Raw genomic sequence first — 24,218 nt, 5'->3', positions numbered from 1 at the left:
CCGGAGGTTCACCATGTCCCGCACCACCGACGGCCACCCCGCGCACGACGAGGAGCGGCGCCTGCGCGAACTGGGCTACCGCCCGGTCCTCGCCCGCCGCATGGGCGGCTTCGGCAACTTCGCGATCAGCTTCTCGGTGATCTCGATCCTGTCCGGCTGCATGACCCTGTACGGCTTCGGCCTGGGCACCGGCGGCCCCGCGGTGATGCTGTGGGGCTGGGCCGGCGTCGGCCTGTTCGTCCTGTGCGTGGGCCTGGCGCTCGCCGAGGTCACCAGCGCCTATCCGACGTCCGGCGCGCTGTACTACATGGCCGACCGGCTCGGCGGCCGGCGCTGGGGCTGGTACACGGGCTGGCTGAACCTGCTCGGCCTGCTGGGCGCCATCGCCGGCATCGACTACGGCGCGGCGCTGTTCGCGGGCGCGTTCGCCAACCTCCAGTGGGGGTTCGAGCCGACGCCGGAGAAGACGATGCTGATCTTCGTGGCGATCCTGCTGCTGCACGCCGTCCTGAACCTCTTCGGGGTGCGTCTGGTCAGCGTGTTGAACTCGATCAGCGTGTGGTGGCACCTGGCCGGCGTCGCGCTCATCGTCGGCGCGCTGGCGATCGTCCCCGACCACCACCAGTCCCCGTCCTTCGTCTTCACCGAGTTCGTCAACGACACCGGCTGGTCCAACTCGCTGTACGTGGCGGCCATCGGTCTGCTGCTCGCCCAGTACACCTTCTCCGGCTACGACGCCTCCGCCCACCTGTCCGAGGAGACCTCCAACGCCTCGGTGTCGGCGGCGAAGGGCATCGTCCGCTCCATCTGGGTCTCCTGGACAGCCGGTTTCGTGCTCCTCGCCGGTCTGACCTTCGCCATCCAGGACTACGACGCCACCCGGGCCACCGACACCGGGGTGCCGCCCGCGCAGATCCTGCTGGACGGCCTCGGCACGGACGGGGCGAGCGCGCTGCTCGTCGTGGTGATCGTCGCCCAGCTGTTCTGCGGCAACGCCGAGGTGGCCGCCGCCAGCCGCATGGTGTTCGCGTTCAGCCGGGACGGGGCGCTGCCCGGCTCGGCCCTGTGGCGCAAGGTCAGCGTCCGCACCCAGACCCCGGTCGCCGCCGTGTGGCTGTCGGTGGCGGTGGCCTGCCTGCTCGCCCTGCCGTCCCTGTACTCGGCGACGGCGTACGCCGCGGTCACCGCGATCAATGTCATCGGCATCACCCCCGCCTACGCCATCCCGATCCTGTTGCGGTTGCGCGCGGGCGACCGTTTCCAGCCGGGTCCGTGGAGCCTGGGCCGGTGGAGCAGGCCGATCGGCTGGATCGCGGTCGTGTGGGTGGCGTTCGTCACGGTGCTGTTCTGTCTGCCGCAGGTGTCGCCGGTGACGGTCGCCACGATGAACTACGCCTCCGTCGCCCTCGCCGTCGTCCTGGTCCTGGCCACGGTGTGGTGGTACGCCGCCCGCCGCTCGTACGGGACCCCCACCGCGGCGGCCTACGGCTCCGACCGTGACCAGGCGGAGCTCGCCGAGGGAATCGTCTGAGAAGGGGCGTCGGCGTCCGGGCCGTCTACGAACTCCCGTGCCGGATACGGCAGGATGAGCGGTCGCGTCGGCTGCGGCCCAGCCAGGTCCGACGCGCACGATCGTCCAGCAATGTCGAACAGGTGGCAATGTGACTGCATTTCAACGGGATCTCACCATGGACGACCTGGTCGTCCCCGGAATCGCCGTGGTCGCGGGCCTGGTTGCCGCATTCCTGCTGCGCATCCTGCTCAAGTGGCTGGGCAAGCACGCCGATCGCACCAAGTGGGGCGGTGACGACGTCATCGTGGCCGCGCTGCGGACGGTGGTGCCCGCGGCGGCGATCGCGGGCGGCGTCGCCGTCGCCGCGGCGGCACTGCCGCTGACGAAGACGACCCAGCGCACCACCAACCAGGTCCTGACCGTGCTGCTGATCTTCGTGGTCACGGTGGCGGCGGCCCGGCTGGTGGCGAGCCTGATGCGGTCGGTCACCCAGTCGCGCCCCGGCGTCGCCGGCTCGGCCACCATCTTCGTGAACATCACGCGCGTGCTGGTCCTGGCGATCGGCTTCCTGGTCGTGCTCCAGACCCTGGGCGTCTCCATAGCGCCGATGCTCACCGCCCTGGGCGTCGGTGGCCTGGCGGTCGCGCTCGCCCTCCAGGACACCCTCGCCAACCTCTTCGCGGGCATCCACATCCTCGCCTCCCGGACCGTCCAGCCCGGCGACTACATCCGGCTGAGCAGCGGCGAGGAGGGCTATGTCGAGGACATCAACTGGCGTCAGACGACCGTGCGCGCCCTCTCCAACAACCTGGTCGTGATCCCCAACGGGGAGCTCGCGAAGTCGAACATGACCAACTTCATGCGCCCCGAGCAGCAGTTGACGATCCTGGTCCAGGTCGGCGTCGCCTACGACAGCGACCTGGAGCACGTCGAGCGGGTGACCATCGAGGTCGTCGCCGAGGTCATGACGGAGATCACCGGCGCCGTTCCCGACCACGAGCCGCTGGTCCGCTTCCACACCTTCGGCGACTCCCGGATCGGCTTCACCGTCATCCTGGGCGTCGGTGAGTTCAGCGACCAGTTCCGCATCAAGCACGAGTTCATCAAGCGGCTGCACAAGCGCTACCGCGCGGAGGGCATCCGCATCCCCGCGCCGACGCGCACGGTGGCGCTCCAGCAGGGTGCCGTGGTGATCCCGCAGCAGCGGGGTGCGGAGTTCGACGCGGGCGAGATGTCCCCCGCGCGCGTGGACTGACCGCTCACCGGCCCTGCGGGGGGGCTCCGGGCCGGGCGGGCGGGTGCGCGGGGCCGCGGGTGCCGGGGGCGCCGTGGTGCCGGTCAGGCGGCGGGGCCCGTCGCCCTGGTGCGATGCCTCATGGTCCGCTTTCGTTCGGGCGGCCGACCGGCCGGGTCCGGCCGGTCGGCCGACGTGTGATCACCATCCATGACCGCAAGATCACATGCCTCGAACAGATAAGCGGATGCGCGGGTTCTCGGACAGCGTGCGCGGACCGCTGTCGAGCCTCGGACGGACAGGAGATATCTTGATGTCGAGCAATGTTGCAGACGTGGAGCGGAGCACCCGGTGACTGACTCGACCATCATCTATACGCACACTGACGAGGCCCCGGCCCTGGCGACGTATTCCTTCCTGCCGGTGGTCCAGGCGTACGCCTCGCAGGCGGGTGTCGCCGTGGAGACGCGGGACATCTCGCTGGCCGGCCGCATCATCGCGGTGTTCCCGGAGTACCTGACCGAGGACCAGCGCATCCCGGACGCCCTGCACGAGCTGGGCGAGCTGGCGAAGACGCCCGAGGCCAACATCATCAAGCTGCCGAACATCTCGGCGTCGATCCCCCAGCTCAAGGCCGCCGTCGCCGAGCTGCAGAGCCAGGGCTACGCGCTGCCGAACTACCCGGACGACCCCAAGACCGACGAGGAGCGGGACATCCAGGCCCGCTACGACAAGGTCAAGGGCTCCGCGGTCAACCCGGTCCTGCGTGAGGGCAACTCCGACCGCCGTGCCCCCGCCTCGGTCAAGAACTACGCCAAGACCCACCCGCACCGCATGGGCGCCTGGTCGTCGGACTCCAAGACCAGCGTCGCCACCATGGGGCAGAACGACTTCCGCTCCACCGAGAAGTCCGTCGTGATCTCCGAGGCCGGCGCGCTGCGGATCGAACTGGTCGCCGAGGACGGCACCACCACGGTCCTGCGCGAGTCGGTACCCGTCCTCGAGGGCGAGGTCGTCGACGCGTCCGTGCTGCACGTGGCCCAGCTGCGGGAGTTCCTCACCGCGCAGATCGCCGAGGCCAAGGCGCAGGGCGTGCTGTTCTCCGTGCACCTGAAGGCCACGATGATGAAGGTCTCCGACCCGATCATCTTCGGCCACGTGGTGCGCGCGTTCTTCCCGAAGACCTTCGAGCGCCACGGTGCGGCGCTCGCCGCGGCCGGCCTGACCCCGAACGACGGTCTGGGCGGCATCTACAAGGGCCTGGAGTCCCTGGAGAACGGCGCCGAGATCAAGGCCTCCTTCGACGCCGAGCTCGCCGAGGGCCCCGCCCTGGCGATGGTCGACTCCGACAAGGGCATCACCAACCTGCACGTGCCGTCGGACGTCATCGTCGACGCCTCGATGCCGGCCATGATCCGCACCTCCGGCCACATGTGGGGCCCGGACGGCCAGGAGACCGACACCCTCGCGGTGCTGCCGGACTCCTCGTACGCCGGTGTCTACCAGGCCGTGATCGACGACTGCCGCGCCAACGGCGCCTACGACCCGTCGACCATGGGCTCGGTCCCGAACGTCGGCCTCATGGCGCAGAAGGCCGAGGAGTACGGCTCCCACGACAAGACCTTCGAGATCAAGGCGGCCGGCACGGTCCGCCTGGTCGACCAGGCCGGCAACGTCCTCATCGAGCAGCCGGTCGCCGAGGGCGACATCTTCCGCGCCTGCCAGACCAAGGACGCCCCGATCCGCGACTGGGTCAAGCTGGCCGTCACCCGCGCCCGCGCCACCGGCGACCCGGCCGTGTTCTGGCTGGACGAGACCCGCGCGCACGACGCCAACCTGATCGCCAAGGTCAACGCGTACCTGCCGGAGCACGACACCGAGGGTCTGGACATCCGCATCCTCGCCCCGGTCGAGGCGACGAAGCTGTCCGTGGAGCGCATCCGCCGCGGCGAGAACACGATCTCGGTGACCGGCAACGTCCTGCGTGACTACCTCACCGACCTCTTCCCCATCCTGGAGCTGGGCACCAGCGCCAAGATGCTGTCGGTCGTCCCGCTGATGGCGGGCGGCGGCCTGTTCGAGACGGGCGCCGGCGGCTCCGCGCCGAAGCACGTCCAGCAGCTGGTCAAGGAGAACTACCTGCGCTGGGACTCCCTCGGTGAGTTCTTCGCGCTGGTGCCGTCCCTGGAGCAGTGCGCGACGGCCACCGGCAACCCCAAGGCCAAGGTCCTCGCCGACACCCTCGACCGCGCCACGGCGACCTTCCTCAACGAGGACAAGTCCCCGACCCGTCGCGTCGGCGGCATCGACAACCGCGGCAGCCACTTCTACCTGTCCCTGTACTGGGCGCAGGAGTTGGCGTCGCAGACCGACGACGCGGACCTCGCCAAGGCCTTCGCGCCGCTCGCCGAGACCCTCGCCGCGAACGAGCAGAAGATCATCGACGAGCTGGGCGCCGTCCAGGGCAACCCGGCCGACATCGGCGGCTACTACCAGCCCGACCCGGCCAAGGCCGCGAAGATCATGCGTCCCTCGACCACGTGGAACGAGGCGCTGGCGTCCCTGAGCTGACGCACCCCCGCACGCGACTCCGCCCCGGTCGGCACCTGCCCGGCCGGGGCGGCGCCGTTCCCGGCAGGCCCGAGCGGCTCCCGCACGGCGGCTCCTGAAGGACCGCCCGCCCGGCCGGCCGCCCCTCGGGTGCGTGCATGCTGTGATCATGCAGCACGCCACCGACCACGCCCCGGGAGCCGCCGTATGACGCCGTCCTTCGAGGTCCTGCCCGGCGCCGCCGCCTCCCCGGTGATCCTCCACGTGCCGCACTCGGCCCGGGAGATACCGGCCGACGTGCGGGCGAGCATCCTGCTCGACGACACGGCGCTGGAGCGGGAGTCGGACCACATCGTCGACGCGCACACCTCCGAACTCGCCGAGGCGGCGGCCGGCAGGGCGGAGGTCGTGCCGTGGCGGTTCGTGAACCGGCTGTCCCGGCTGGTCGTCGACCCCGAGCGGTTTCCGGACGAGCGGGAGGAGATGCTCGCGGTCGGGATGGGAGCCGTGTACACGCGGACCACGCACGGCGAGGTGCTGCGGGCCGCGGACACCGACCCGGAGCCGCTCCTCGCGCGGTTCTTCCGGCCGTACGCCGACGCCATGACCCGGGCCGTGGCCGACCGGCTCGCCGCCGTCGGACGGGCCGTGATCATCGACGTGCACTCGTATCCCAGCCGGCCGCTGCCCTACGAGCTGCACGGCGACGGCCCGCGGCCGCCCGTCTGCCTCGGCACCGACGCCTTCCACACCCCGCCCGCGCTGCTCGCCGGCGCCCGGGAGGCGTTCGGGCGGACCGGGGTGGACAGCCCGTTCAGCGGGACGTACGTGCCCCTGGAGTTTTACGGACGGGACCCCCGGGTCGCCGCGCTGATGGTGGAGATCCGCCGGGACACCTATATGAGCGAGCCGGGCGGGCCCGCCGGGCCGGGGCTGGCGCGGCTCGCCACGGCGCTCGCGGCGCTCGTCGACGCCGTCTCCCGCTGACCTCCGGCTGGAGCACTCCCGCGCGACACAGGCCCGCGCCGCGGCGAGGGTGGGTGGCATGACCGAGGAAACCACCACGCTCACCGGCCCGCCGGTACGGGACTGGCCCGCACTCGACCTGGCCGGGACGGAGTTCGACCCCGTTCTCGCCGACCTCATGCGGGAGGGCCCGCTGACCCGTATCCGATTGCCGCACGGCGAGGGCTGGGCGTGGCTGGCGACCCGCCACGAGGACGTCAGGGCGATCACCAACGATCCGCGCTTCAGCCGCACCGCCGGGATGGACCGCCAGGTCACCCGGCTCGCCCCGCACTTCGCCCCCCGCCCCGGCTCCCCCGCCTGGGCCGACCAGCCCGAGCACAACCGGCTGCGCCAGGCGGTGGCCGGCGCGTTCACCGCGAGCGCGATGAAGCGGCTGCGGCCCCGCGCCCAGGAGATCCTCGACCCGCTGGTGGCCGGGGTCGTACGGGACGGGCCGCCCGCCGATCTCGTCGAGCGGATCCTCGAACCCTTCCCCATCGCCCTGATCAGCGAGGTCATGGGGGTGCCCGCCGCCGACCGGGAGCAGGTGCACGCCTGGACGGCGCGGATCGTGTCGACCGAGGGCGGTGCCGAGGCCGCCGCGGAGGCCAAGAAGGGCCTGTTCGGCTGGATCGCCGCGACGGTGCGGGCGCGTGCCGACAGCGAGGGCGACGACGTGTACGCGCTCATCGGCGCCGCGGTGCGGCGGGGTGAGCTCACCGAGGAGGAGGCGGTCGGGCTGGCCGCGCCCCTTCAGATCGGCGGCGAGGCCGTCACCCACAACTGCGGCCAGACGCTGTACCTGTTGCTGACGCGGCCCGAGTTGATGGAGCGGCTGCGCCATCAGCCCGAGTCCCGCGCGAACGCCTTGGACGAGCTGCTGCGCTACATCCCGCACCGCACCGCGGTCGGTCTGGCGCGGATCGCCCTGGAGGACGTCGAGATGTGCGGGCTGCGCATCCGCGCGGGCGATCCGGTGTACGTGTCCTACCTGGCCGCCAACCGCGATCCGGCCGTCTTCCCCGACCCGGACCGCATCGACCTGGACCGGGACCCCAACCCGCACCTGTCCTTCGGCTACGGCCCGCACTACTGCACGGGCGCGATGCTGGCCCGCCTCCAGATCGAGCTCATGGTCGTCACGCTGCTCGACCGGCTGCCGGGACTGCGGCTCGCGGTCCCGGCCGACCAGGTTCCCTGGCGCCGCAGGACGATGATCCGCGGGCCGCGGTCGCTGCTCGTGACCTGGGACTGACTCAGACGGTCAGCCAGTCGGTGACGATCGCCCCCTCGTCGGTCCGCAGCCTCAGCGCGAAGGGTCCGACGGGGGGTTCGTCGTAGCTGAACCGCCCCATGTCGTCGGTGGTCAGGGGGGCGCCCGCCTGCGGGCCGCTGAGCACCTCGATCAGCGCCTGCTGCGGGGGCAGCACCTGCCCGAGCAGTTCCTGCCCGGTCACCTCCACGTCGACGGTGACCTCGCCCGCGCGGAAGGTCAGCATCCGCGGCACGCCGGTGGCTCCCCGCACCGGGATGGCGTCCACCACAGAGTCGAAGGTCAGCTCGGCGATCCGGGCGTCCAGGTCGTGCAACGCGAAGGCCGCCACGGCGAGTTGCCGCAGCCCGCTCGGCACCGGGTCGAGGATCGCGGCGGCCCGGCGGAGCTCCTCCTCCAGCGGTCCGACGTCGAACTCCTCGCCGTCCCGCGCGTCCTCGTCGAAGTCGTCGTTCATGGTGCTCACACCGCCCCCCTCGCTTCCATACGTGCCCGCAGCCGGCGCAGACAGCGCTGGCGCAGCGGTCCGATACTGCCCACGGCGATGCCCAGGGCGGCGGAGACCTCCTGGTAGCTGGGCGGCGGCGAGGCCATCAGGATGCGCAGCAACTGACGGCAGCGATCGCCCAGTTCCTCGAACTCCTGCCACAGCCGGCGGATGCGCTCGCTCTCCACGGCCGCCTCCTCGGAGTCGAGCACCGACTGCTCGGGCGTACGGTCGTCGCTGACCCGGTCGAGCACCTGCGGATCGTCGGTGGGCGTCAGCCGCCTGAGGTTCTTGAGCACCTTCAGGCTCTCGTGGCGCGCGGTGCTCGCGAGCCAGGAGCCGGCCTTCTGCGGTTCCCGGATGCGGCCCAGATGCTGGGCGAAACGGAACCACACCGTCTGGTACACCTCGTGCGCGTCGGCGTCGGAGAGCCGGTGCGCGCGCACGACGGACCACACCAGCGGGCTCAGCCCCTCCACGAGCGCCTTCCAGGCCGCCGCGTCGCCGTCGACGGCGGACTGGACCAACGCGCCGACATCTGCTCGGTCCACGGCCCCACCCCTCGTGTACGGCATGTCATCGTACGCCGTGACGGGGGCGAGTTCGGCCCTCACCGCTGGACAGCCGTGCTCGGGCGCCAGGTCGGCGGGACGAGGGCGGTGACGTGCGCCCCCCGCACCTCCGCGAACTCGGTGTTGTTCGCGATCAGTTGCTGGCGGGCGATGCGCGGGTCGGTCTCCTTGTCGGCGGTCATGAGCGCGGCCACCATGCCGGCCGCGACAGGGGTGGCGAAGGAGGTGCCGCTCCAGTGCGCGAACCCGTCGAACATCACCTGGTCCGGCTTCGAGGAGCTGCCGTCCTCGCTCAATATGCCCGCGTGACGGGGGTGTTGGCAGGTGCACAGGTAGGTGAAGTGGAACCGGCAGGCGTCGTACGTGGAGTGCTGGTAGACGTACGGGATCGGCGCGTCGAAGCCGGTGAGGGTGCTGGTGAGGCGCTCGCCGGGCGCGTAGGCGCTGACCCAGGAGCCGTGGTTGGTGAAGCAGGCGCCGTGGTCGCCGTCGGTGCGCAGGGCGCCGATCGCCAGCACGGAGCCGGCGTACTCGGGCAGGGAGGCGTAGGCGGCGGGCCAGAAGGGCGTGGCGCTGGCGTTGTTGCCGGCGGCGGCGACCAACAGGGTGCGCTGCTGCCGCAGTTCGCGCATGAAGGCGTCGACGCCCAGCAGACCGTCGGTGCGGCCGTTGGAGGTGCCGGCGGACAGGCTGATGATGTCCGGCCAGCCGCCCTCGTCGACGGCGGCGAACAGCGCCTCGCCGAAGTCGGATTCGAGGATGGCACCCGCGTCGTTGAGGGTGTTGCGCACGGTGACGTCGGTGTTGGGCGCGACGGACGCGAGGATCCCGGCGATGAACGTCCCGTGGCCGACGTACTGCATCAGGTTGCCGTGCTCGTCGGTCTCGGTGCCGTGCAGGTCGCCCTGGACGTGGGAGAGCAGCGGGACCAGGGAGTAGTCGTGGGTGAGGCCGTTGTCGATGACCAGGACGTCCACGGCGGTGTCCGCGTCGTGTCCGGCCTCGGCCGGGGCCGGGTTGGTGCCCCGGTTCAGTGGGGCGGGCACCGGCTCGTCACCGGGACAGGAGTTCACGGCGATCGTCACCACGTGGTTGCGGCTGACCAGGCGGCGCCCGGCGCGTCCCTCCGGTTCGCGCATGACCCGCAGGGCGTTGGCGACGGCCCGGTCGGCGCGCCGGTCGCCGTGGCCGGGGTCGCCGACCTGGATGCGGGTGATGCCGGAGCGGTTGGTCTCCGGGCCGGCCCGGCGCACCTCGTCGCCGCTCAGGCCGGTCGCGGCGGTGAAGTGGTCGCGCACGGTGTCCTCGACGAGCCGGGCCTCCTCGCCGTCGCGGGCGAGGACCACCCCCTTCTCGTAGATGAACTCGGCCGAGTCGTCGGGCCCCAGGGCCAGGGCGACATCGGGCATGGAACGCTGGATCTGGTCGAACTGCTCGTGGAATCGCTGTGGTGCCATGGCGTGTCCTCCCACAGGGGCGGCGGTCGTCAGTCAGAGTCGCGGGGCCGTTGATTGATACAGCGCCAAACCTGTGTGGCGCACTACCCGGACGACTACCATCCGTTGAGTGACGGCGAGAAGCGACTCGGTTCTCGAACTGCTGCCCATGGTGTTCGCCGCCCCGAACCAGGCGCTGGCGCGGGCGGAAGAGGTACTCGGCTCCGATCCCTCACCGCTGCACGCCTCCGTCGCCCACCAGGTCATCGGCATCTGGCAGCGGGACTGGGGGGACTTGAGGATCGCGCTGGAGCATCTGCGGCGCGCCCGCGATCTGGCGGCGCGCGCGGAGTCCGCGGACCGGGAGGCCGATGTACTGGCCGCGCTCGGGGTGGCGTTGGTGCACGCGGGGCGCACCCGGCAGGGCCTGGCCGCGCTGGAGCGCGGGGTCGCGATCGGCAGCGGGCACACCCGCGCGCGTGTCCTGTTCCGGCGGGCCTTCGCCTCCTGGGTGCTGGGGCTGCACCGGGAGGCGCTGGAGGACGTGCGCCGGGCGATCCCCGTGCTGCGGCAGGCGGACGACGTGATCTGGACGGCACGCGCGCTGACGCTCCGGGCGACCGTGCATCTGGCGCTCGGGGCGGTGGAGCGGGCGGACGCCGACTTCACGGCCGCGGAGGCGCTGTGGGACACCACCGGCCAGGACCACGACAAGGCGGACGTGGTGGAGAGCCGGGGCCTGGCCGCCTTCCGCTCCGGGGACGTCCCGGTGGCGCTCCGGCTGCTCGACGAGGCCGAGGAGCGGTACGCCAAGCTCGGCACGCCGTCCTTCATGCTCTACATCCGGCGCTGCGAGGTGCTGATGGCCGCCGGGCTCGCCCCGGAGGCGCTGGCGGAGGCGGACGCGGCGATCGGGGTGCTGGACCGCATCGGCGGGCAGTCCACACGCAAGGCGGAGCTGCTGCTGGCCGCGGCGCGGGCGGCCCGGCTCGCGGGCGATCCGCACACCGCGATCGCGCGGGCCGCGCTGGCGGTGCGGCTGTTCGCCGGGCAGCGGCGCCCGTGGTGGGAGACGCACGCCCGGCTGGTGCTGATCGAGGCACGGGTCGCCGCCGGGCGCGCCGCCGGGCGACTGGTCGCGGATGCGGCCGACGTGGCCGAGCGGCTGGCCGCGTTCGGGGCGCCGGCGGCTCCGGAGGCCTCGCTGCTCGCGGGCCGGATCGCGCTCGACCTGGGGTGGACGGCCGACGCCGAACGCCATCTGGCGGTGGCCGCGCGCAGCCGGCGCAGCGGTCCGCCGCTGGCCCGTATGACGGGGTGGGCGGCACAGGCGCTCAGGGCCCGGGCCGCCGGGTCGGGGCGGGGCGTGCTGGAGGCGTGCCGGCGCGGCCTGGACGTGCTCGACGACCACCGGATGACGCTGGGGGCAGCGGAGTTGCGGGCGCGTGCCACCGCGCAGGGCGCGGAACTCGCCGCGCTGGCCCAGCGGGCGAGTCTCGGTTCCGGCCCGCGCCGGCTGCTGGTGTGGAGCGAGCGCTGGCGGGCCACCGCGCTGTCCACGCCGCCCACCCGGCCACCCGCCGACCCGACCCTGCTGGGCGACCTGACCGCGTTCCGCGAGATCGCCGCCCGCGCGGAGGAGGCCCGCATGGAGGGCCGCCCGATACCGGCGCTGGAGCGCGAACAGCGCCGTCTGGAACGGGAGATACGTTCCCGGACCCTGCACATCCGGGGGGACGCGCCCGGCTACGGCACCCGCTTCGACCCCACGCGGCTGCTGGAGCGGCTGGGGGACGACGTACGGCTCGTCGAACTCGTCGTGCTGGACGGGCGGGTCCAGGTGCTGCTGTGCGGGCAGGGACGGGTGCGGCGGTACGAGGCCGGTCGGCTCGCCGATGCGGAGACCGAGGCCGAGCATGTGCAGGCGGGGTTGCGGCGGCTGGCCCACCCCGGGGCGGAGGCGCGCCTTCCGCTGGTGCTGGAGGCGGGGCGCCGGCTTCAGGAGCAGCTGCTCGGTCCGGCGGTGGCGCAGCTCGGCTCCGGGCCGGTCGTCGTCGTACCTCCCGCCCGGCTGCACCGGGTGCCGTGGGCGCTGCTGCCGGCACTGCGGGAGCGGGTGCTCAGCGTGTCGCCGTCGGCGAGCGGCTGGCTGCGCGCGCGGGAGACCGAGCCGCCGCCCGGGGGACGCCAGGTGCTGGTGCGCGGGCCGGGGCTCGCCACCGAGGGCGCGGAGGTGTCCGAACTGGCGGACCGCTACGGCGGTTCGACGGTGCTGGAGGACGACGAGGCGCGGGTGCCGCGGGTGCTGGAGGAGCTGGACGGGGCCGCCCTCGCCCACATCGCCGCGCACGGCACCTTCCGGGCCGACAGCCCGCTCTTCTCGTCGCTGCGGATGGCGGACGGGCCGCTCATCGTGCACGACTTCGAGCGCCTGGACCGCAGCCCCTACCGGATCATCCTGTCCTGCTGCGACACCGCGCGCTTCGCCTCCGTCGGCGCCGACGAACTGCTCGGCCTGGTCACCGCGCTGCTGCCCCTGGGCACGGCGGGCGTGGTGGCGTGCACGGCCCCCGTCAACGACACCGCGGTGGTACCGCTGATGCTCGCCCTGCACAAGGGACTCGACGCCGGCCTCTCCCTCGCGGAGGCACTCCGCGACGCACGGACGGCCCTACCGGGCGACGCCACACACCAGGCGACGGGCTGGGCGTTCTCGGCGTTCGGGGCGGCGTGAGGGCGGGCGGGAGACGGACCTGGGCCGGACCTCGGCTGGGCGGGAACCGGACCTGGGCGGGACGTGGACCCGGCGGGAGACGGACGGGAGCCGGGCCTCGGTCGGGCCACCGGTCCGGCGGGGCGCCGTTGGTGCGGGGGGGGCGGCCTGACCCCTCCCCCGATCACGGGGGTCAGACCGCCGGTATGGGGCCGGCTCAGGCCGGTTGGGCGTCGGGGAGTTCCACCAGCCAGGGCAGTGCGCCCCGGCCGCCCGCGCCGAGTCGGGCGTACGCGCTGTAGAGGTGGTTGCCGACGGTGCGGATGGACAGGGTCAGCTTCTCGGCGATCTGCCGGTTGCTGAGGCCGGCGGCCGCGAGGGTGACGATCTGCCGCTGGCGGGCGGTGAGTTCACCGAGGACGAGACCGGACAGGGCCGGGGTCCGGGCGCCTTGGCAGCGTCGGGCCAGCGCGACCGCCCGGGTGCGTGAGGTCCGCGCGGCGCTCGGGTCGCGATGGGCGTGCGCGGCCTGGGCGCGGGCCTCGGCGGCGAAGAGCACGAAGCCGCGCTCCTCCAGCCGCTCGGCCACCCGGTCGAGGGCGGCCCCGTCGCCACGGGCGAGCGCGTCGGCGTGCAGGGCGAACACATCGGCCCGGTCCGGGGTCGACTCGTCCACGGGCGCGTCGGCGTGGAGACCGGACCTCTGCGGATCGCACGCCTGCCGGTCGTCGCCCCACCACGGCCCGGTCCGCTCGGGCCCGCCCTCACGCGTGACCTCCTCGCCGCGCTCCTCCGACGCCGAGTCGAGCAGCCCCGGCACGCCCGTGCCGGCCCACCTGCCCGGTGTGCCCAGGCGTACGGCGTCATACGTGCGGCCGACCGCTTCGAGCGCGGTGTCGAGGTCCCCCCGGGCGGCCGCGTGCCAGGCCGCCGCATGGGGTCCGGCGTCCGCCGCGGCGTCCGTGACCTCGCCGGACTGCAGTGCGGCCAGGGCGAGTTCGGCACGGCAGGAGGGGTCCTCCGGAGCGTCCCGCAGACCCTCCCTCGCCCAGGCCGCCGCCTCCCGCAGCTCTCCCCGCAGCCGGGCGAAGCGCGCCCGCACGGCCCCGTACCAGGCCGGCACCGGCTCGCCCTCGGCCACCAGCCACTCCCCCACGGGCGCGCAGGACCTCGTCACGTCGGCCCGCTCCATCCGTCGCGACAGCTCGGCCGCCTCCTCCTCCAAGGCCGCCTTGCACTGCTCCGGGGCCCGCGCGAGCCGTCGCGCCCGCAGGCGCCCGGCCGCCGCCCGCAGGACGGGGCCGTGCAGCGGGTGGGCGAGGCGTACGGCACCGTGGTCGTCGACACGCACCAGGCGCTCGGCCTCCAGGTCCTCCAGGACCCGCAGGTCGAAGTCGTCCATGTGCGGGGCCAACGGCTCGGCGAACGCAAGGAGTTCGAGCACCTCACGCTCCTCGGGGCGCGGCCGGTCCAACACACCGCCCGCCCGCTCCCGCACGGTCGCCGTCACCGGCACCGGTCCCCGCCACGCCCACGCGTCCGCCTCCGGCAGCCACCGGAGCAGCCCGCCGTCGCGCACCGCGGTGAGCAGGTCCCGCAGCAGCCGCAGATCACCCCGGCACAGACGGTGCAGGCGGTTCACGGTGAGCGGCTCCAGCGCGCCCCCGGCGACCGCGGCCAGCAGCTGGGCCGTCTCCTCGTGCGGCAGTGGTTCCAGGACGAGCCGGGGCAGCAGCTCACCGGTCCACAGTCGGGATACCGCGCCCGGGACGGGGACGTCGTCCGCGGCCACCACCAGCAGCCGGGTGCGGCCGTGCACCGCGAGCTGGTGCACGAGGGCCGCCGAGGCGTCGTCGAGCAGATGCGCGTCGTCGACCAGCAACAGCCGTACGGCGGAGAGCAGTTGGACGGCGCGGTGCAGGGAGACCGGCTCGGGCAGCAGGTGGGCGAACGCGGCGAAGGGGAGGTGCCGGGTCTCGGGGGTCCCGGCGACCCTGGCGCAGTCGGTGCCGCGGACGGCCTCCGTGACGAGCCGGGTCTTGCCGCAGCCCACCGGGCCGGTCACCACGATGCCGTGGTGGCCCGCGGCCGAGGACCGCCGGATCAGCTCCAGTTCGTCCTCCCGGCCGGTGAACGGCCAGGGCAGTTCCAGGGTCTTCGCAGCGCGTTCGAAAGTCGTCACGACAACAAGAGCCCGAGTACTCACCCTTGATACACGGGGACTTGAGTAGCCCCCGACTCAGGCGCCCATGGCGCACCGACGGCACTCTTGTCGCATGACCTCCCGCTACTGCTCCCTCGCGCAGCAGCCGGCTCCCGTCTTCACCCCGGGACTGGCCGCCGAGAGGCTCAGTGCGCTCATCGGCGGAAGCCGGATGTGGGTCAACAACACGGTGCTGCACTACTACTTCTTCGACGGCGAGGCCGACGCCTCGGTGATCCCGGTGCCGGGCAGCGGGGCGACCCGGCGGGTGTCGTGGGTCGCTGCGAAGGAGCAGCAGGACGTCGTGCGCGGGTGCTTCCAGGAGTGGCAGGACCTGGGCATCGGCGTCACCTTCGCCGAGGTCGCCACCCGCGGCGAGGCGGAACTGCGCGTCGGGTTCCAGCTCGGCGACGGCTCCTGGTCGACCGTGGGCAGGGACGCGCTGCGGGTCGGACTGCACGAGCGGACCATGAACTTCGGCTGGGACCTGACCGCGCCCGGGGAACGCGGGACAGCCCTGCACGAGATCGGGCACGCGCTCGGCATGCACCACGAGCACCAGAACCCGTTCGCGGGGATCCACTGGGACGAGGAGGCCGTCTACGCCGATCTGGCGGGCCCGCCGAACCACTGGACCCGGGACCGGACGTACGTCAACATCCTGCGCAAGCTGGACGTCCGTGAGGTCAACGGTTCCTCCTGGGACCCGCAGTCGATCATGGAGTATCCGTTCTCGGCGGGGCTGATCCTGGAGCCGGAGCAGTATCGCGCGGGTCTCAACCCGCCCGGCACACTCTCGCCCTCGGACAAGGAGTACGCCCTGCGCTGGTACCCGTCGGCCGGCCCCTCGCGGCCGCCCGCGCTGGTGCCGTTCCGTTCGGCTCCGCTCGGTCTCGGACCGGGCGAGCAGGCCGACTTCACCGTCGAGCCGCCGGAGACCCGCGAGTACACCGTGGGCACCTTCGGCGACGCAGACACCGTCGTGGTGGTCTTCGAGGAGCGGGACGGGGAACCCCGCTACCTCGCCGGCCACGACGACGGCGGAGCGCCGCACAATGCCACCGTCAAGGCCCGACTCGTCAAGGGTCGCCGCTACTTCGTCCGTGTGCGCCTGTACTCCGCGTGGGGTTCGGGGGAAACCGCGGTCATGTGCTGGTGACAGCGCATACAGGCCGCACACGGGCGATGCCGGTCCACTGTCCGGCGCCGGGGGATGGCCGGCGATCGTCACCTTCGGGGGAGGGAGACGATCGCCGGCCATACGGCGTTCCCCGGTACGGGAGTACGTCGGAGTCGTCGGCGCCGCCCCTCGCGGTCGGCGACGGCAGGGCCTAGGATCCGCCCATGCTTGCTTCGGACGCCGGGTCGGGCGATGAGTTGCGGGATCTCCTGATGACGGTCCTGTGGCTGCTGCCGGTCGCGGCGGGGCTGTGCGCGGGGGCGTGTGCGGTGTTCCTCGGCGTCGGGCGCAGGCTTCGGGAGGCCGGGGAGACCTGCGCCGCGACGGCCAGGACACGCAACGCGATGGCGACCGGGACCCTTGCCGTGTTCCTCGCCGCCTGCTGGGGCGCCGCGTTGTGGGTGATCGGGTAGCGGGCGGCCGCCCGGAGTCGGCCCCGAGCCCCCTCCGGCACCGGGTCCGGGCGGTGCGCCGTCAGCGTGGGGGCGGGGTCCTCACGACGCCGCCCGCTGCACAGCCGGTGACTGGTCCGGGTGGGCGAGCCCGAGGTGGTCCCGCAGTGTCGGCCCCTCGTACTCGGTGCGGAACACGCCCTGTTCCTGGAGCAGCGGGACGACCTTGTCGGCGAAGACGTCGAGGCCGGTCGGGGTGAGGTGCGGGACCAGGATGAAGCCGTCGCTGGCGTCGGCCTGGACGTAGTCGTTGATGGTCCGCGCGACCGTCGCCGGGGAGCCGACGAAGTTCTGCCGGTTGCCGGACTCGATGACGAGGTCACGGATGGACCAGTTGTTGGCCTCGGCCAGCTCGCGCCACTCACGGGCGGTGGCCAGCGGGTCGCGGTACATGCGGACCTGCGCGCGGCCCTTGGAGATGTGGTCCGCGCTGACGTCGGGGTCGATGTCGGGGAGCGGGCCCTCCGGGTCGTAGGAGGACAGGTCCCGGTTCCAGACGAACTCCAGGTGCTTGAGGGCGGTGGCCCCGCTGACCTGTTGGCGGCGCACCTCCTTGGCGATCTCCTCGGCCTCCTGGTCGGTGTCGCCGAGGACGAAGGACGCCGCGGGCAGGATGAGCAACTGGTCCGGTCGGCGGCCGTACTTGGCGAGGCGCCTCTTGACGTCCGTGTAGAAGGCCTGGCCGCCCTCCAGGGTGGCGTACCGGCTGAAGATGGCGTCGGCGCTCGACGCGGCGAACTCGCGGCCCTCGTCGGAGTCGCCCGCCTGGAAGATGACCGGGCGGCCCTGCGGGGAACGCGGGACGTCGAACTGGCCGTGGATGTCGAAGTGTTGGCCCGTGTGGACGAACGAGCCGGCCTTGGCGTCGCGCAGGAACTGTCCCGTCGCCCGGTCGGCGAGGATCTCGTCGCCCTGCCAGGAGTCGAAGAGTTCGTTCGCGGTGGCGAGGAACTCCTTGGCACGGGAGTAGCGCTCCTCCTGCGGGAGGAAGCCGCCGCGGCGGAAGTTCTCGCCGGTGAAGGCGTCCCAGGAGGTGACGACGTTCCACGCGGCGCGGCCGCCGGAGAGGTGGTCGAGGCTCGCAAACTGGCGGGCCACCTCGTAGGGCTCGTTGAAGGTGGAGTTGATGGTGCCGGTCAGGCCCAGGTGCTCGGTGACGGCGGCGAGGGCGGACAGGACGGTGAAGGTGTCGGGCCGGCCCACGACGTCCAAGTCGTAGATCTTTCCGCCCTGTTCCCGCAGGCGGAGCCCTTCGGCGAGGAACAGGAAGTCGAACTTGGCGCGTTCGGCGGTCTGCGCGAAGTGCACGAAGGAGCTGAACTCGATGTGGCTGCCGGCCGCGGGGTCGCTCCACACGGTGGTGTTGTTGACGCCCGGGAAGTGGGCGGCCAGATGGATCTGCTTCAGCGGCTTGGTCATGGTGATGCTCGGTCCTTCCGGCTGCTCAGGCGGCGGCGTAGCGGTTGGCGGGGCGGGGCAGGCCCAGCAGGCCGCGCAGGGTGCCGGCCTCGTAGGCGGTGCGGAAGGCGCCGCGGCGCTGGAGTTCGGGGACCAGGCCCTCGGTGACGGCCGGGAGGTCGTGGCCGAGGACCGCGGGGCGCAGCCGGAACCCGGTCAGGCCAGCCGACTGGAACTCCTGGAGCAGGTCGGCGAGTTGGGCGGGGGTTCCGGTGAAGATCCGCGCGTCGCTGGTGTGTTCGGCGCCGTCGAGGGCGTCCAGGCGCTCCTTGCGGGCCCTTGCCTGGGCCGGGTCGTCGTCGAGGAAGACCACCAGGTCACCGAAGATGTGCAGGGGCTGGTCGGCGCGGCCCGCCGTCTCCTGCTCGGCGCGGATCTCGGCGACGATGGCCCTGGCCTGGTCGGTGTCGAAGGGGGTGACGAACCCGATGTCGGCCTGGCGGGCCACCAGCCGGTAGGGCACGGTCTGGTGCGCGAGGGCGGTGACGAGGGGCTGGCCCTGCGGCGGGCGCGGGGTGATGGACGGGCCCTTGACGCTGAAGTGGCGGCCTTCGAAGTCGATGTAGTGGAGCTTGTCGCGGTCGATGAAGCGGCCGGTGGCGACGTCCCGGATCTCCGCGTCGTCCTCCCAGCTGTCCCAGAGCCGGCGGACGACCTCGACGTAGTCGGCGGCCTCGTCGAAGAGGTCGCTGACGCGTGCCTGTCCGGCGGGGCTGCGCAACTCCTCCAGGCTCAGCGGCGGGAGGGTGCGGCGCCCGAAGTGGTCGGCCACGTCCGGGCGGGGCGCGATCTGGACCCGCAGTCCGGCGCGGCCGGTACTGACGTAGTCGAGGGTGGCGATCGCCTTGGAGATGTGGAACGGCTCGGTGTGGGTGGCGACCACGGTCGGCACCAGGCCGATGTGCCGGGTGAGGGGCGCGACCCGGGACGCGATCAGCACGGCGTCCAGGCGGCCGCGGACCTGGTCGGTGCGGCCGTCCAGCCCGTCGAAGGCCGAGGACTGCAGGCCCAGTCCGTCCTCCAGGGTGACGAAGTCGAGCAGCCCGCGCTCGGCCTCGGTGACCAGGTCGGCCCAGTAGCGCGCGGTGAACAGCTCGTGGGGGCGTGCCACCGGCTCGCGCCAGGAGGCCGGGTGCCAGCCGGTGCCGTCGAGCGCGACGGCCAGGTGCAGGGCGGGGGAATCAGCGGAACCAGAAGAACCGGAGGAGCCGGAGGGAGTGGAAGAAGGGGACACGAGAGGGTGCCTTCCAGGAGATCCGTACGGGGACACCGGCCCGGGGTGTGCGGCACCCCGGGCTCGGTGGCGGCGACCGAAGATCAGGAGTTGGTGAGGGGCAGGCCGGGCGGGTTGACCTCCGATTCAGCGACGGCGTCGCCGGAGATGTTCCAGGCCTTGAGCCACTGCGCGTACTGGCCGTTCTCGATCAGGTGGTTGATCGCGGCGGCGACCGGCTTCGCGAGGCCGCTGCCCTTCTTGGCGGTGGCGGCGATGAGCCCCTGGAGGGACTCGCCGGCGCCGGAGAACTGGCCCGCGATGCGGGTCGCCTGGGGCGTGTTGGCGGTCTTGGCGGCGTGGTAGGAGAGGTTGGGGCTGGGGCCGAAGTAGGCGTCGATCTTGCCGCTGTTCAGCGCCAGGTAGAGGCTGTTGTTCTCCTGGAAGTACTTGACGGTGAGCGGCTTCTTGCCCTCCTTGGCGAGCTTGGCCTTCCACTCGAGGAGGATCTTCTCCTGGTTGGTGCCGTTGCTGACGGAGACGGTCTTGCCGGCGAGGCTCTCGTAGTTGCCGTCGAAGTTCCAGGAGTCGTCCTTCTTCACCTCCAGGGCGAGGTCGTCCTTGCGGTAGGAGGCGAACTCGTACTTCTGCTTGCGCTCCTCGGTGTCGGTGATGTTCGAGAAGCCGACGTCGACCTTGCCGCTGTCGATCCCGATGAACAGGTTCTCCCAGGTGGACGTGCGGACTTCGGTTCTCAGCCCCAGAACGGCGGCCACGAGTCTGGCGAGGTCGGGCTCGGAGCCGGTGAGCGTCTTCTGGTCGCTGCCGATGAAGCCGAGCGGCGGGCTGCCGGAGGGCAGGATGCCCGAGCCGATCACCAGGATGCCCTTCTTCTTGACGGCGTCCGGGAGTTGGGCGCTGATGGACTTCACCTCGGCGACCTTGATGTCGGTCTCGGTGGCGGCGCCGTTGGACACCCGGCCCACGGTGACCGTGCCGGCGGCGTCGGTCGTGGTCGCGGCGTCGCTCTCGCCTCCGCAGGCGGAGAGCCCGGCGGCGAGGGCGGTGACGGCGGTGGCCGCGGTGAGGCCGCGCAGCAGGGTACGGCGGGAGTGCTGGATGGGCATGGCTGTCCTAGTCGTGAGAGGTGCGGATGGTGCGGTGAGTGGGGTCGTGCGGTCCTGCCGGGGTCACAGGACCTTGCTGAGGAAGTCCCGGGTCCGCTCGTGCCGTGGTGCGTCCAGAACCTCGGACGGCGGGCCCTGTTCGACGATCCGGCCGTCGTCCATGAAGACGACCCGGTCGGCGATCTCCCGGGCGAAGCCGATCTCGTGAGTGACGATCACCAGGGTGGTGCCGCTCTTGGCGAGGTCCTTGATGACGGCGAGGACCTCGCCGACGAGTTCGGGGTCGAGCGCGGAGGTGGGTTCGTCGAAGAGGATGACGCCGGGCCGCAGCGCGAGCGCCCGGGCGATGGCGACGCGCTGCTGCTGCCCGCCAGACAACTGCCTCGGGTAGGCGGTCGCCTTGTCGGCAAGACCGACCCGCTCCAGGAGTTCACCGGCGAGTGCGCGGGCCCCGGCCCGGTCGAGCCTGCCGGTCGCGACGGGGGCCGCGGCGACGTTGTCCAGCACGGTCAGGTGCGGGAAGAGGTTGAAGTTCTGGAAGACGAACCCGATGCGTCCGCGCTGGCTCAGGATGGCCCGCTCGCGTCGCTCCTTCAGACGCCCGCCCTGCCGGCGTACGCCGATCAGCTCGCCGTTGACGCTGACGTACCCGATCTCGGGCTTCTCCAGGTGGTTGATGACCCGCAGCAGGGTGGACTTGCCGGACCCGGACGGGCCGAGGATCACGGTGACCTCGCCGGGCCGCACGGTCAGGTCGATGCCGTCCAGGACCCGGTGGGCGCCGTACCACTTGTGCACGTCGTGCACCTCGACGGCGGCGGGCACGGTCGAGACCGTCTCGGTGGTCATACGGCGGCCTCCCTGCGGACGCGGGCGCGGAAGTCGGTGAGCGCGGCGCGCAGCCGCTGTGCCGGGGTCGGCGGCAGGGTGCGGGTGGCGCCCCGGGCGAAGTACCGCTCGACATAGAACTGGAGGACGGAGACGACGGTGGTCAGGATCAGGTACCAGACGGTCACGACCAGCAGCAGCGGCACGATGTCGCCGGGGTAGGTGGCGCCCATGGTCTGCGCGGTGCCGAACAGGTCGAGCAGGGAGACGTAGAAGACCAGGGAGGTGCCCTTGACCAGGTCGATGAGCTGGTTGACGTAGTTGGGGGTGATGGAGCGCAGGGCCTGCGGGAGGACGATCCGGCGGAACTGGTAGGTCTTCGGCAGTCCGAGCGCGGCGGCCGCCTCGTGCTGCCCCTGGTCGACGGAGAGGATGCCGCCGCGGACCACCTCGGCCGCGTAGGCGGCCTGGTTCAGGCTCAGGCCGATGACGGCGACGACCATGTCGGTGGCGAGCCGGGACTCGTCGAAGGTGAAGAAGGCCGGGCCGAACGGGACGCCCACGCTGAGCGTCTGGTACAGGGCGCTGAAGTTGTAGAGGAAGAGCAGGATGACGATGAGCGGGATCGAGCGCAGCGCCCAGATGTAGGTCCAGCTGACCGCCCGCAGCACCGGACTCCTGGAGAGCCGGGCGAGGGCCAGGACGATGCCGCCGACGAGGCCCAGCACGGCGCTGTAGGCGGTGACTTCGAGGGTGATGAGCAGGCCGTCGAGGATCGTCGGGCGCAGGAACCAGTAGCCGAACCGGTCCCACTGGTAGAAGGGGTTGGTCACCAGGCCGTGGACGAACTGGGCCGCGAGGACCAGCACGACCGCAGTGGCGATCCAGCGTCCGGGGCGCCGCAGCGGCTGAACACGCTGGGCCTTCATAGGTCTTGACGGTATGTCGGGTGCAGGCGGCGGTGCCTCGGTGACGGACACGGCGACGCCTGGGGGCTGGCTCATGGAGGGCTCCGGCAGGTCTGGTTCCCCCGGACGCGGGTGCTCACGCCGCGGCCACGACGGCCGTTCTGCGGCGGGTCGTGACACGCGGGGACGCACAGGAACCGGGGGCTGGGCGGACAACGGCACACCGCTCGGGCGGTGTTCGTCAGGAACGCGAGGGGCTGCGGTGGGAAGGTGTCAGCCCCGACAGCGGGCGCGGCCCGGTGCGGTACACAGTGCGCTGTTCACGCGCAGGAGGTCGACGGTCCGGTCGGCGACGAGGAGACGGGCGTACGGCAGGACGCGGCTCGAGGCGCGGCGCGGGGCCGTCCTGGGAGCTGCGTACATGTCCGTCACCATCGCCGTTCTCGGGGTGTCGAAGGCCCTTCGGGGCCAAGAATGCCGTAAGTGAAGCCAGTTGAACCGGCGTCTGTCAACGCCGGTCCATCAGGTGGATCGTCAGCGGGCGCGGCCGGAGTGCGCCGCCCAGTCGAGGATCTGCACCGCGGAGCCCGCGGCCTCCAGGCCCCGACAGCGGGCGTGGTGGCGGCGGGCGATGCCGTCGAGGTCCAGCTGCGGGCCGAAGGCCGGGTGCGCGGCCAGCCGGCGGGCGTACGCCCACAGGGCGGGGTGGCCGGCGATCCGCTGCACGGCCGAGGCGTCCAGGTGGTGGCGGTGCACGGTGTCGAGCTGGACCAGCGTCACCCACAACTCGACGTCCGCGGCGGTGATCTGATCCCGGATCAGGTACGTGCGTCCGGCGAGCCACCGGTCCAGGGAGCCCAGGGTCTCCAGGAGCCGTTCGAGCGCCGCGGCGCGTGTGTCCGGGTCGGCGCCCGCGGAGCCCGCCTCCTGAGCGGCTCGCTCGATGTCCTGCGCGCACAGCCGCTCGACCGCCTCGGTCTCGGACTCCGCGCCGCACGGGTACAGGGCCGGGCGGTCCGCGCCGAAGTGCCGGGCCAGGTCGCGGGAGATGTCCGGGGCGTGGGTGCTGACGATGCGCCCCGACCAGTCGTCGCTGAGCACCGGTCCGACGGCGGCGCCGCGGTAATGGTGTGCGCTGGCCTCGTAGAGCGGACGCAGCGCGGAGTGGCCGCCGTCGGGGCAGTCGGGGACCGCGTCCAGGAGCGTCACGGGGCAGGCGTCGTCGAGGCCGAGCAGGGCGTGCACGACGGCGATGCGCAGTCCGTCCGGACAGGACGGCGACAGGTGCAGGCGGTAGCGGCGCGGCACGGCGTAGTGCCCGCTGCGCGCGTCCTGGCCGATCCGGCCCCGGAACGCGGCGGTGGACTGCGGGGCGGAGGCAGGGGCGAGCGGTGTGACGGACATGGATCTCCCCGGGATGGGCGCGCGGACGTTCACGCGGCGGAAGTGACGTCGGACCAGGACAGGCGGGGCCCCGGGGCGGACCGGGGCGCGAGGCGCGGAGCGGGCCGGGCTCAGCCGAGGCGGCTCATCGCGCTGCACACGCGCTGGAGATCGATGTGACGGCGGGAGGTCAGCAGGGGCGACGGCCGCGAGGTACGGCTCACTCGGCCGGTGGCCGGCTCCAGACGCCTCATCATTCCCTACCTGTTCACTAGGATTCCCGTCTGGAGTGTCGATCGCCCGCGGGGCGGCGTCAAGAGGGCGTCCACGAGGTGGTCGCCCCGGCCTGGTCAAGCAGGTGTTCCACGGCCACCCGCACGGCCACCCGCCCCCATCTGCCGCTGCGCCTGAGCCCCGGCCGGACTCCCCCACGGGCCTGCTGCGGCACCCCCGACCCGGCCTGCGCGGCCGACGCCGCCCGTGCCCCCGTACTGGCGAACGCGGGGCCGCCGCCGCACCACCGGCAGCGGCTCGGGATGCCCTGAGGAAACGACGAAGGGCCCCCACGGACATCCGTCCGTGAGGACCCTTCACACCGTCGGGACGACAGGATTTGAACCTGCGACCCCTTGACCCCCAGTCAAGTGCGCTACCAAGCTGCGCCACGTCCCGGTGCGTCG

19 protein-coding genes and 1 tRNA gene are annotated in these 24,218 nt (G+C 72.4%); 8 read left to right on the top strand and 12 right to left on the bottom strand.

Going from position 1 to position 24,218, the window contains the following annotated elements; all coding sequences use genetic code 11:
- Positions 1-13 precede the first annotated feature (13 nt).
- The 5 genes from ACH41F_RS12890 (at position 14) to ACH41F_RS12870 (ending at position 7,560) form a co-directional block, all read left to right on the top strand.
- On the top strand, positions 14-1,531 hold the full coding sequence (locus tag ACH41F_RS12890) for an amino acid permease (RefSeq protein ID WP_398835042.1): 1,518 nt from the start codon (positions 14-16) through the stop codon (positions 1,529-1,531).
- A 157-nt stretch (positions 1,532-1,688) separates the two neighbouring features.
- Complete coding sequence (locus ACH41F_RS12885) at positions 1,689-2,768, top strand: mechanosensitive ion channel domain-containing protein (RefSeq protein ID WP_391239001.1); 1,080 nt, start codon at positions 1,689-1,691, stop codon at positions 2,766-2,768.
- Positions 2,769-3,098: 330 nt separating this feature from the next.
- Positions 3,099-5,318 (top strand): NADP-dependent isocitrate dehydrogenase, encoded by a 2,220-nt coding sequence (locus ACH41F_RS12880; RefSeq protein WP_398835039.1) that lies wholly within the window; start codon positions 3,099-3,101, stop codon positions 5,316-5,318.
- A gap of 186 nt (positions 5,319-5,504) precedes the next feature.
- On the top strand, positions 5,505-6,284 hold the full coding sequence (locus ACH41F_RS12875; protein WP_398835037.1) for an N-formylglutamate amidohydrolase: 780 nt from the start codon (positions 5,505-5,507) through the stop codon (positions 6,282-6,284).
- A 58-nt stretch (positions 6,285-6,342) separates the two neighbouring features.
- Positions 6,343-7,560, top strand: coding sequence for a cytochrome P450 (locus tag ACH41F_RS12870; RefSeq protein WP_398835034.1), 1,218 nt, complete (start codon positions 6,343-6,345; stop codon positions 7,558-7,560).
- A gap of 1 nt (position 7,561) precedes the next feature.
- On the opposite strand, the gene ACH41F_RS12865 is transcribed toward ACH41F_RS12870, so the two are convergent.
- Genes ACH41F_RS12865 through ACH41F_RS12855 form a run of 3 tightly spaced genes read right to left on the bottom strand, consistent with a single transcriptional unit; the run spans position 7,562 to position 10,094 of the window.
- Complete coding sequence (locus ACH41F_RS12865) at positions 7,562-8,035, bottom strand: hypothetical protein (protein ID WP_398835380.1); 474 nt, start codon at positions 8,033-8,035, stop codon at positions 7,562-7,564.
- A 5-nt stretch (positions 8,036-8,040) separates the two neighbouring features.
- Positions 8,041-8,616, bottom strand: a complete 576-nt coding sequence (locus ACH41F_RS12860) for a sigma-70 family RNA polymerase sigma factor (protein WP_391238969.1) — start codon at positions 8,614-8,616, stop codon at positions 8,041-8,043.
- Positions 8,617-8,675: 59 nt separating this feature from the next.
- Positions 8,676-10,094, bottom strand: coding sequence for a S8/S53 family peptidase (locus ACH41F_RS12855; RefSeq protein ID WP_398835031.1), 1,419 nt, complete (start codon positions 10,092-10,094; stop codon positions 8,676-8,678).
- A gap of 148 nt (positions 10,095-10,242) precedes the next feature.
- Here ACH41F_RS12855 and ACH41F_RS12850 point away from each other — a divergent pair, with 148 nt between their 5' ends.
- Entirely contained in the window at positions 10,243-12,807 is a 2,565-nt protein-coding gene (locus tag ACH41F_RS12850; protein ID WP_391239003.1) for a CHAT domain-containing protein, read from the top strand.
- Positions 12,808-13,003: 196 nt separating this feature from the next.
- Here the strand turns inward: ACH41F_RS12850 and ACH41F_RS12845 are convergent, their stop codons facing one another.
- The gene (locus tag ACH41F_RS12845) at positions 13,004-14,968 is read right to left on the bottom strand and encodes a LuxR C-terminal-related transcriptional regulator (RefSeq protein ID WP_398835028.1); all 1,965 of its coding nucleotides are present in this window, start codon (positions 14,966-14,968) and stop codon (positions 13,004-13,006) included.
- Positions 14,969-15,062: 94 nt separating this feature from the next.
- Between ACH41F_RS12845 and ACH41F_RS12840 the strand changes: the two genes are divergently transcribed.
- Together ACH41F_RS12840 and ACH41F_RS12835 are read left to right on the top strand one after the other, a co-directional pair.
- A complete protein-coding gene (locus ACH41F_RS12840; protein WP_398835026.1) occupies positions 15,063-16,148 on the top strand; it encodes a M12 family metallopeptidase in 1,086 nt (361 codons plus the stop codon).
- 185 nt (positions 16,149-16,333) lie between these two features.
- Complete coding sequence (locus tag ACH41F_RS12835) at positions 16,334-16,582, top strand: hypothetical protein (protein WP_398835023.1); 249 nt, start codon at positions 16,334-16,336, stop codon at positions 16,580-16,582.
- Positions 16,583-16,663: 81 nt separating this feature from the next.
- Here ACH41F_RS12835 and ACH41F_RS12830 read toward each other — a convergent pair whose 3' ends face one another.
- From ACH41F_RS12830 to ACH41F_RS12795, 8 genes are all read right to left on the bottom strand, one after another.
- Positions 16,664-18,040 (bottom strand): NtaA/DmoA family FMN-dependent monooxygenase, encoded by a 1,377-nt coding sequence (locus tag ACH41F_RS12830; protein WP_398835020.1) that lies wholly within the window; start codon positions 18,038-18,040, stop codon positions 16,664-16,666.
- A gap of 25 nt (positions 18,041-18,065) precedes the next feature.
- Complete coding sequence (locus ACH41F_RS12825; RefSeq protein WP_391235006.1) at positions 18,066-19,313, bottom strand: LLM class flavin-dependent oxidoreductase; 1,248 nt, start codon at positions 19,311-19,313, stop codon at positions 18,066-18,068.
- A gap of 83 nt (positions 19,314-19,396) precedes the next feature.
- Entirely contained in the window at positions 19,397-20,419 is a 1,023-nt protein-coding gene (locus ACH41F_RS12820; protein ID WP_398835018.1) for an ABC transporter substrate-binding protein, read from the bottom strand.
- A gap of 63 nt (positions 20,420-20,482) precedes the next feature.
- On the bottom strand, positions 20,483-21,268 hold the full coding sequence (locus ACH41F_RS12815) for an amino acid ABC transporter ATP-binding protein (protein ID WP_398835015.1): 786 nt from the start codon (positions 21,266-21,268) through the stop codon (positions 20,483-20,485).
- Positions 21,265-22,251, bottom strand: a complete 987-nt coding sequence (locus ACH41F_RS12810) for an ABC transporter permease subunit (RefSeq protein ID WP_391235011.1) — start codon at positions 22,249-22,251, stop codon at positions 21,265-21,267. Before ACH41F_RS12810 ends, ACH41F_RS12815 begins: the two co-directional genes overlap by 4 nt.
- Before the next feature lie 438 nt (positions 22,252-22,689).
- Complete coding sequence (locus ACH41F_RS12805; RefSeq protein ID WP_398835012.1) at positions 22,690-23,559, bottom strand: glutathione S-transferase C-terminal domain-containing protein; 870 nt, start codon at positions 23,557-23,559, stop codon at positions 22,690-22,692.
- A gap of 110 nt (positions 23,560-23,669) precedes the next feature.
- Entirely contained in the window at positions 23,670-23,792 is a 123-nt protein-coding gene (locus ACH41F_RS12800) for a putative leader peptide (protein ID WP_398835009.1), read from the bottom strand.
- Between the two features lie 344 nt (positions 23,793-24,136).
- Positions 24,137-24,210 (bottom strand) — tRNA-Pro (locus ACH41F_RS12795).
- Positions 24,211-24,218: the final 8 nt, after the last annotated feature.

This window comes from Streptomyces sp. NPDC020489 (assembly GCF_044386545.1).
Lineage (GTDB): Bacteria > Actinomycetota > Actinomycetes > Streptomycetales > Streptomycetaceae > Streptomyces.
This window is presented reverse-complemented; position numbering and strand designations above follow the sequence as displayed.

Bases quoted from the DNA above. Each gene is read 5' to 3' on its own strand.
- ACH41F_RS12800 (WP_398835009.1), bottom strand. From the start codon at position 23,792: ATGAGGCGTCTGGAGCCGGCCACCGGCCGAGTGAGCCGTACCTCGCGG.
- ACH41F_RS12835 (WP_398835023.1), top strand. From the start codon at position 16,334: ATGCTTGCTTCGGACGCCGGGTCGGGCGATGAGTTGCGGGATCTCCTG.
- ACH41F_RS12865 (WP_398835380.1), bottom strand. From the start codon at position 8,035: ATGAACGACGACTTCGACGAGGACGCGCGGGACGGCGAGGAGTTCGAC.
- ACH41F_RS12870 (WP_398835034.1), top strand. From the start codon at position 6,343: ATGACCGAGGAAACCACCACGCTCACCGGCCCGCCGGTACGGGACTGG.
- ACH41F_RS12820 (WP_398835018.1), bottom strand. From the start codon at position 20,419: ATGCCCATCCAGCACTCCCGCCGTACCCTGCTGCGCGGCCTCACCGCG.
- ACH41F_RS12890 (WP_398835042.1), top strand. From the start codon at position 14: ATGTCCCGCACCACCGACGGCCACCCCGCGCACGACGAGGAGCGGCGC.
- ACH41F_RS12885 (WP_391239001.1), top strand. From the start codon at position 1,689: ATGGACGACCTGGTCGTCCCCGGAATCGCCGTGGTCGCGGGCCTGGTT.
- ACH41F_RS12855 (WP_398835031.1), bottom strand. From the start codon at position 10,094: ATGGCACCACAGCGATTCCACGAGCAGTTCGACCAGATCCAGCGTTCC.
- ACH41F_RS12805 (WP_398835012.1), bottom strand. From the start codon at position 23,559: ATGTCCGTCACACCGCTCGCCCCTGCCTCCGCCCCGCAGTCCACCGCC.
- ACH41F_RS12840 (WP_398835026.1), top strand. From the start codon at position 15,063: ATGACCTCCCGCTACTGCTCCCTCGCGCAGCAGCCGGCTCCCGTCTTC.
- ACH41F_RS12875 (WP_398835037.1), top strand. From the start codon at position 5,505: ATGACGCCGTCCTTCGAGGTCCTGCCCGGCGCCGCCGCCTCCCCGGTG.
- ACH41F_RS12830 (WP_398835020.1), bottom strand. From the start codon at position 18,040: ATGACCAAGCCGCTGAAGCAGATCCATCTGGCCGCCCACTTCCCGGGC.
- ACH41F_RS12850 (WP_391239003.1), top strand. From the start codon at position 10,243: ATGGTGTTCGCCGCCCCGAACCAGGCGCTGGCGCGGGCGGAAGAGGTA.
- ACH41F_RS12810 (WP_391235011.1), bottom strand. From the start codon at position 22,251: ATGAGCCAGCCCCCAGGCGTCGCCGTGTCCGTCACCGAGGCACCGCCG.
- ACH41F_RS12815 (WP_398835015.1), bottom strand. From the start codon at position 21,268: ATGACCACCGAGACGGTCTCGACCGTGCCCGCCGCCGTCGAGGTGCAC.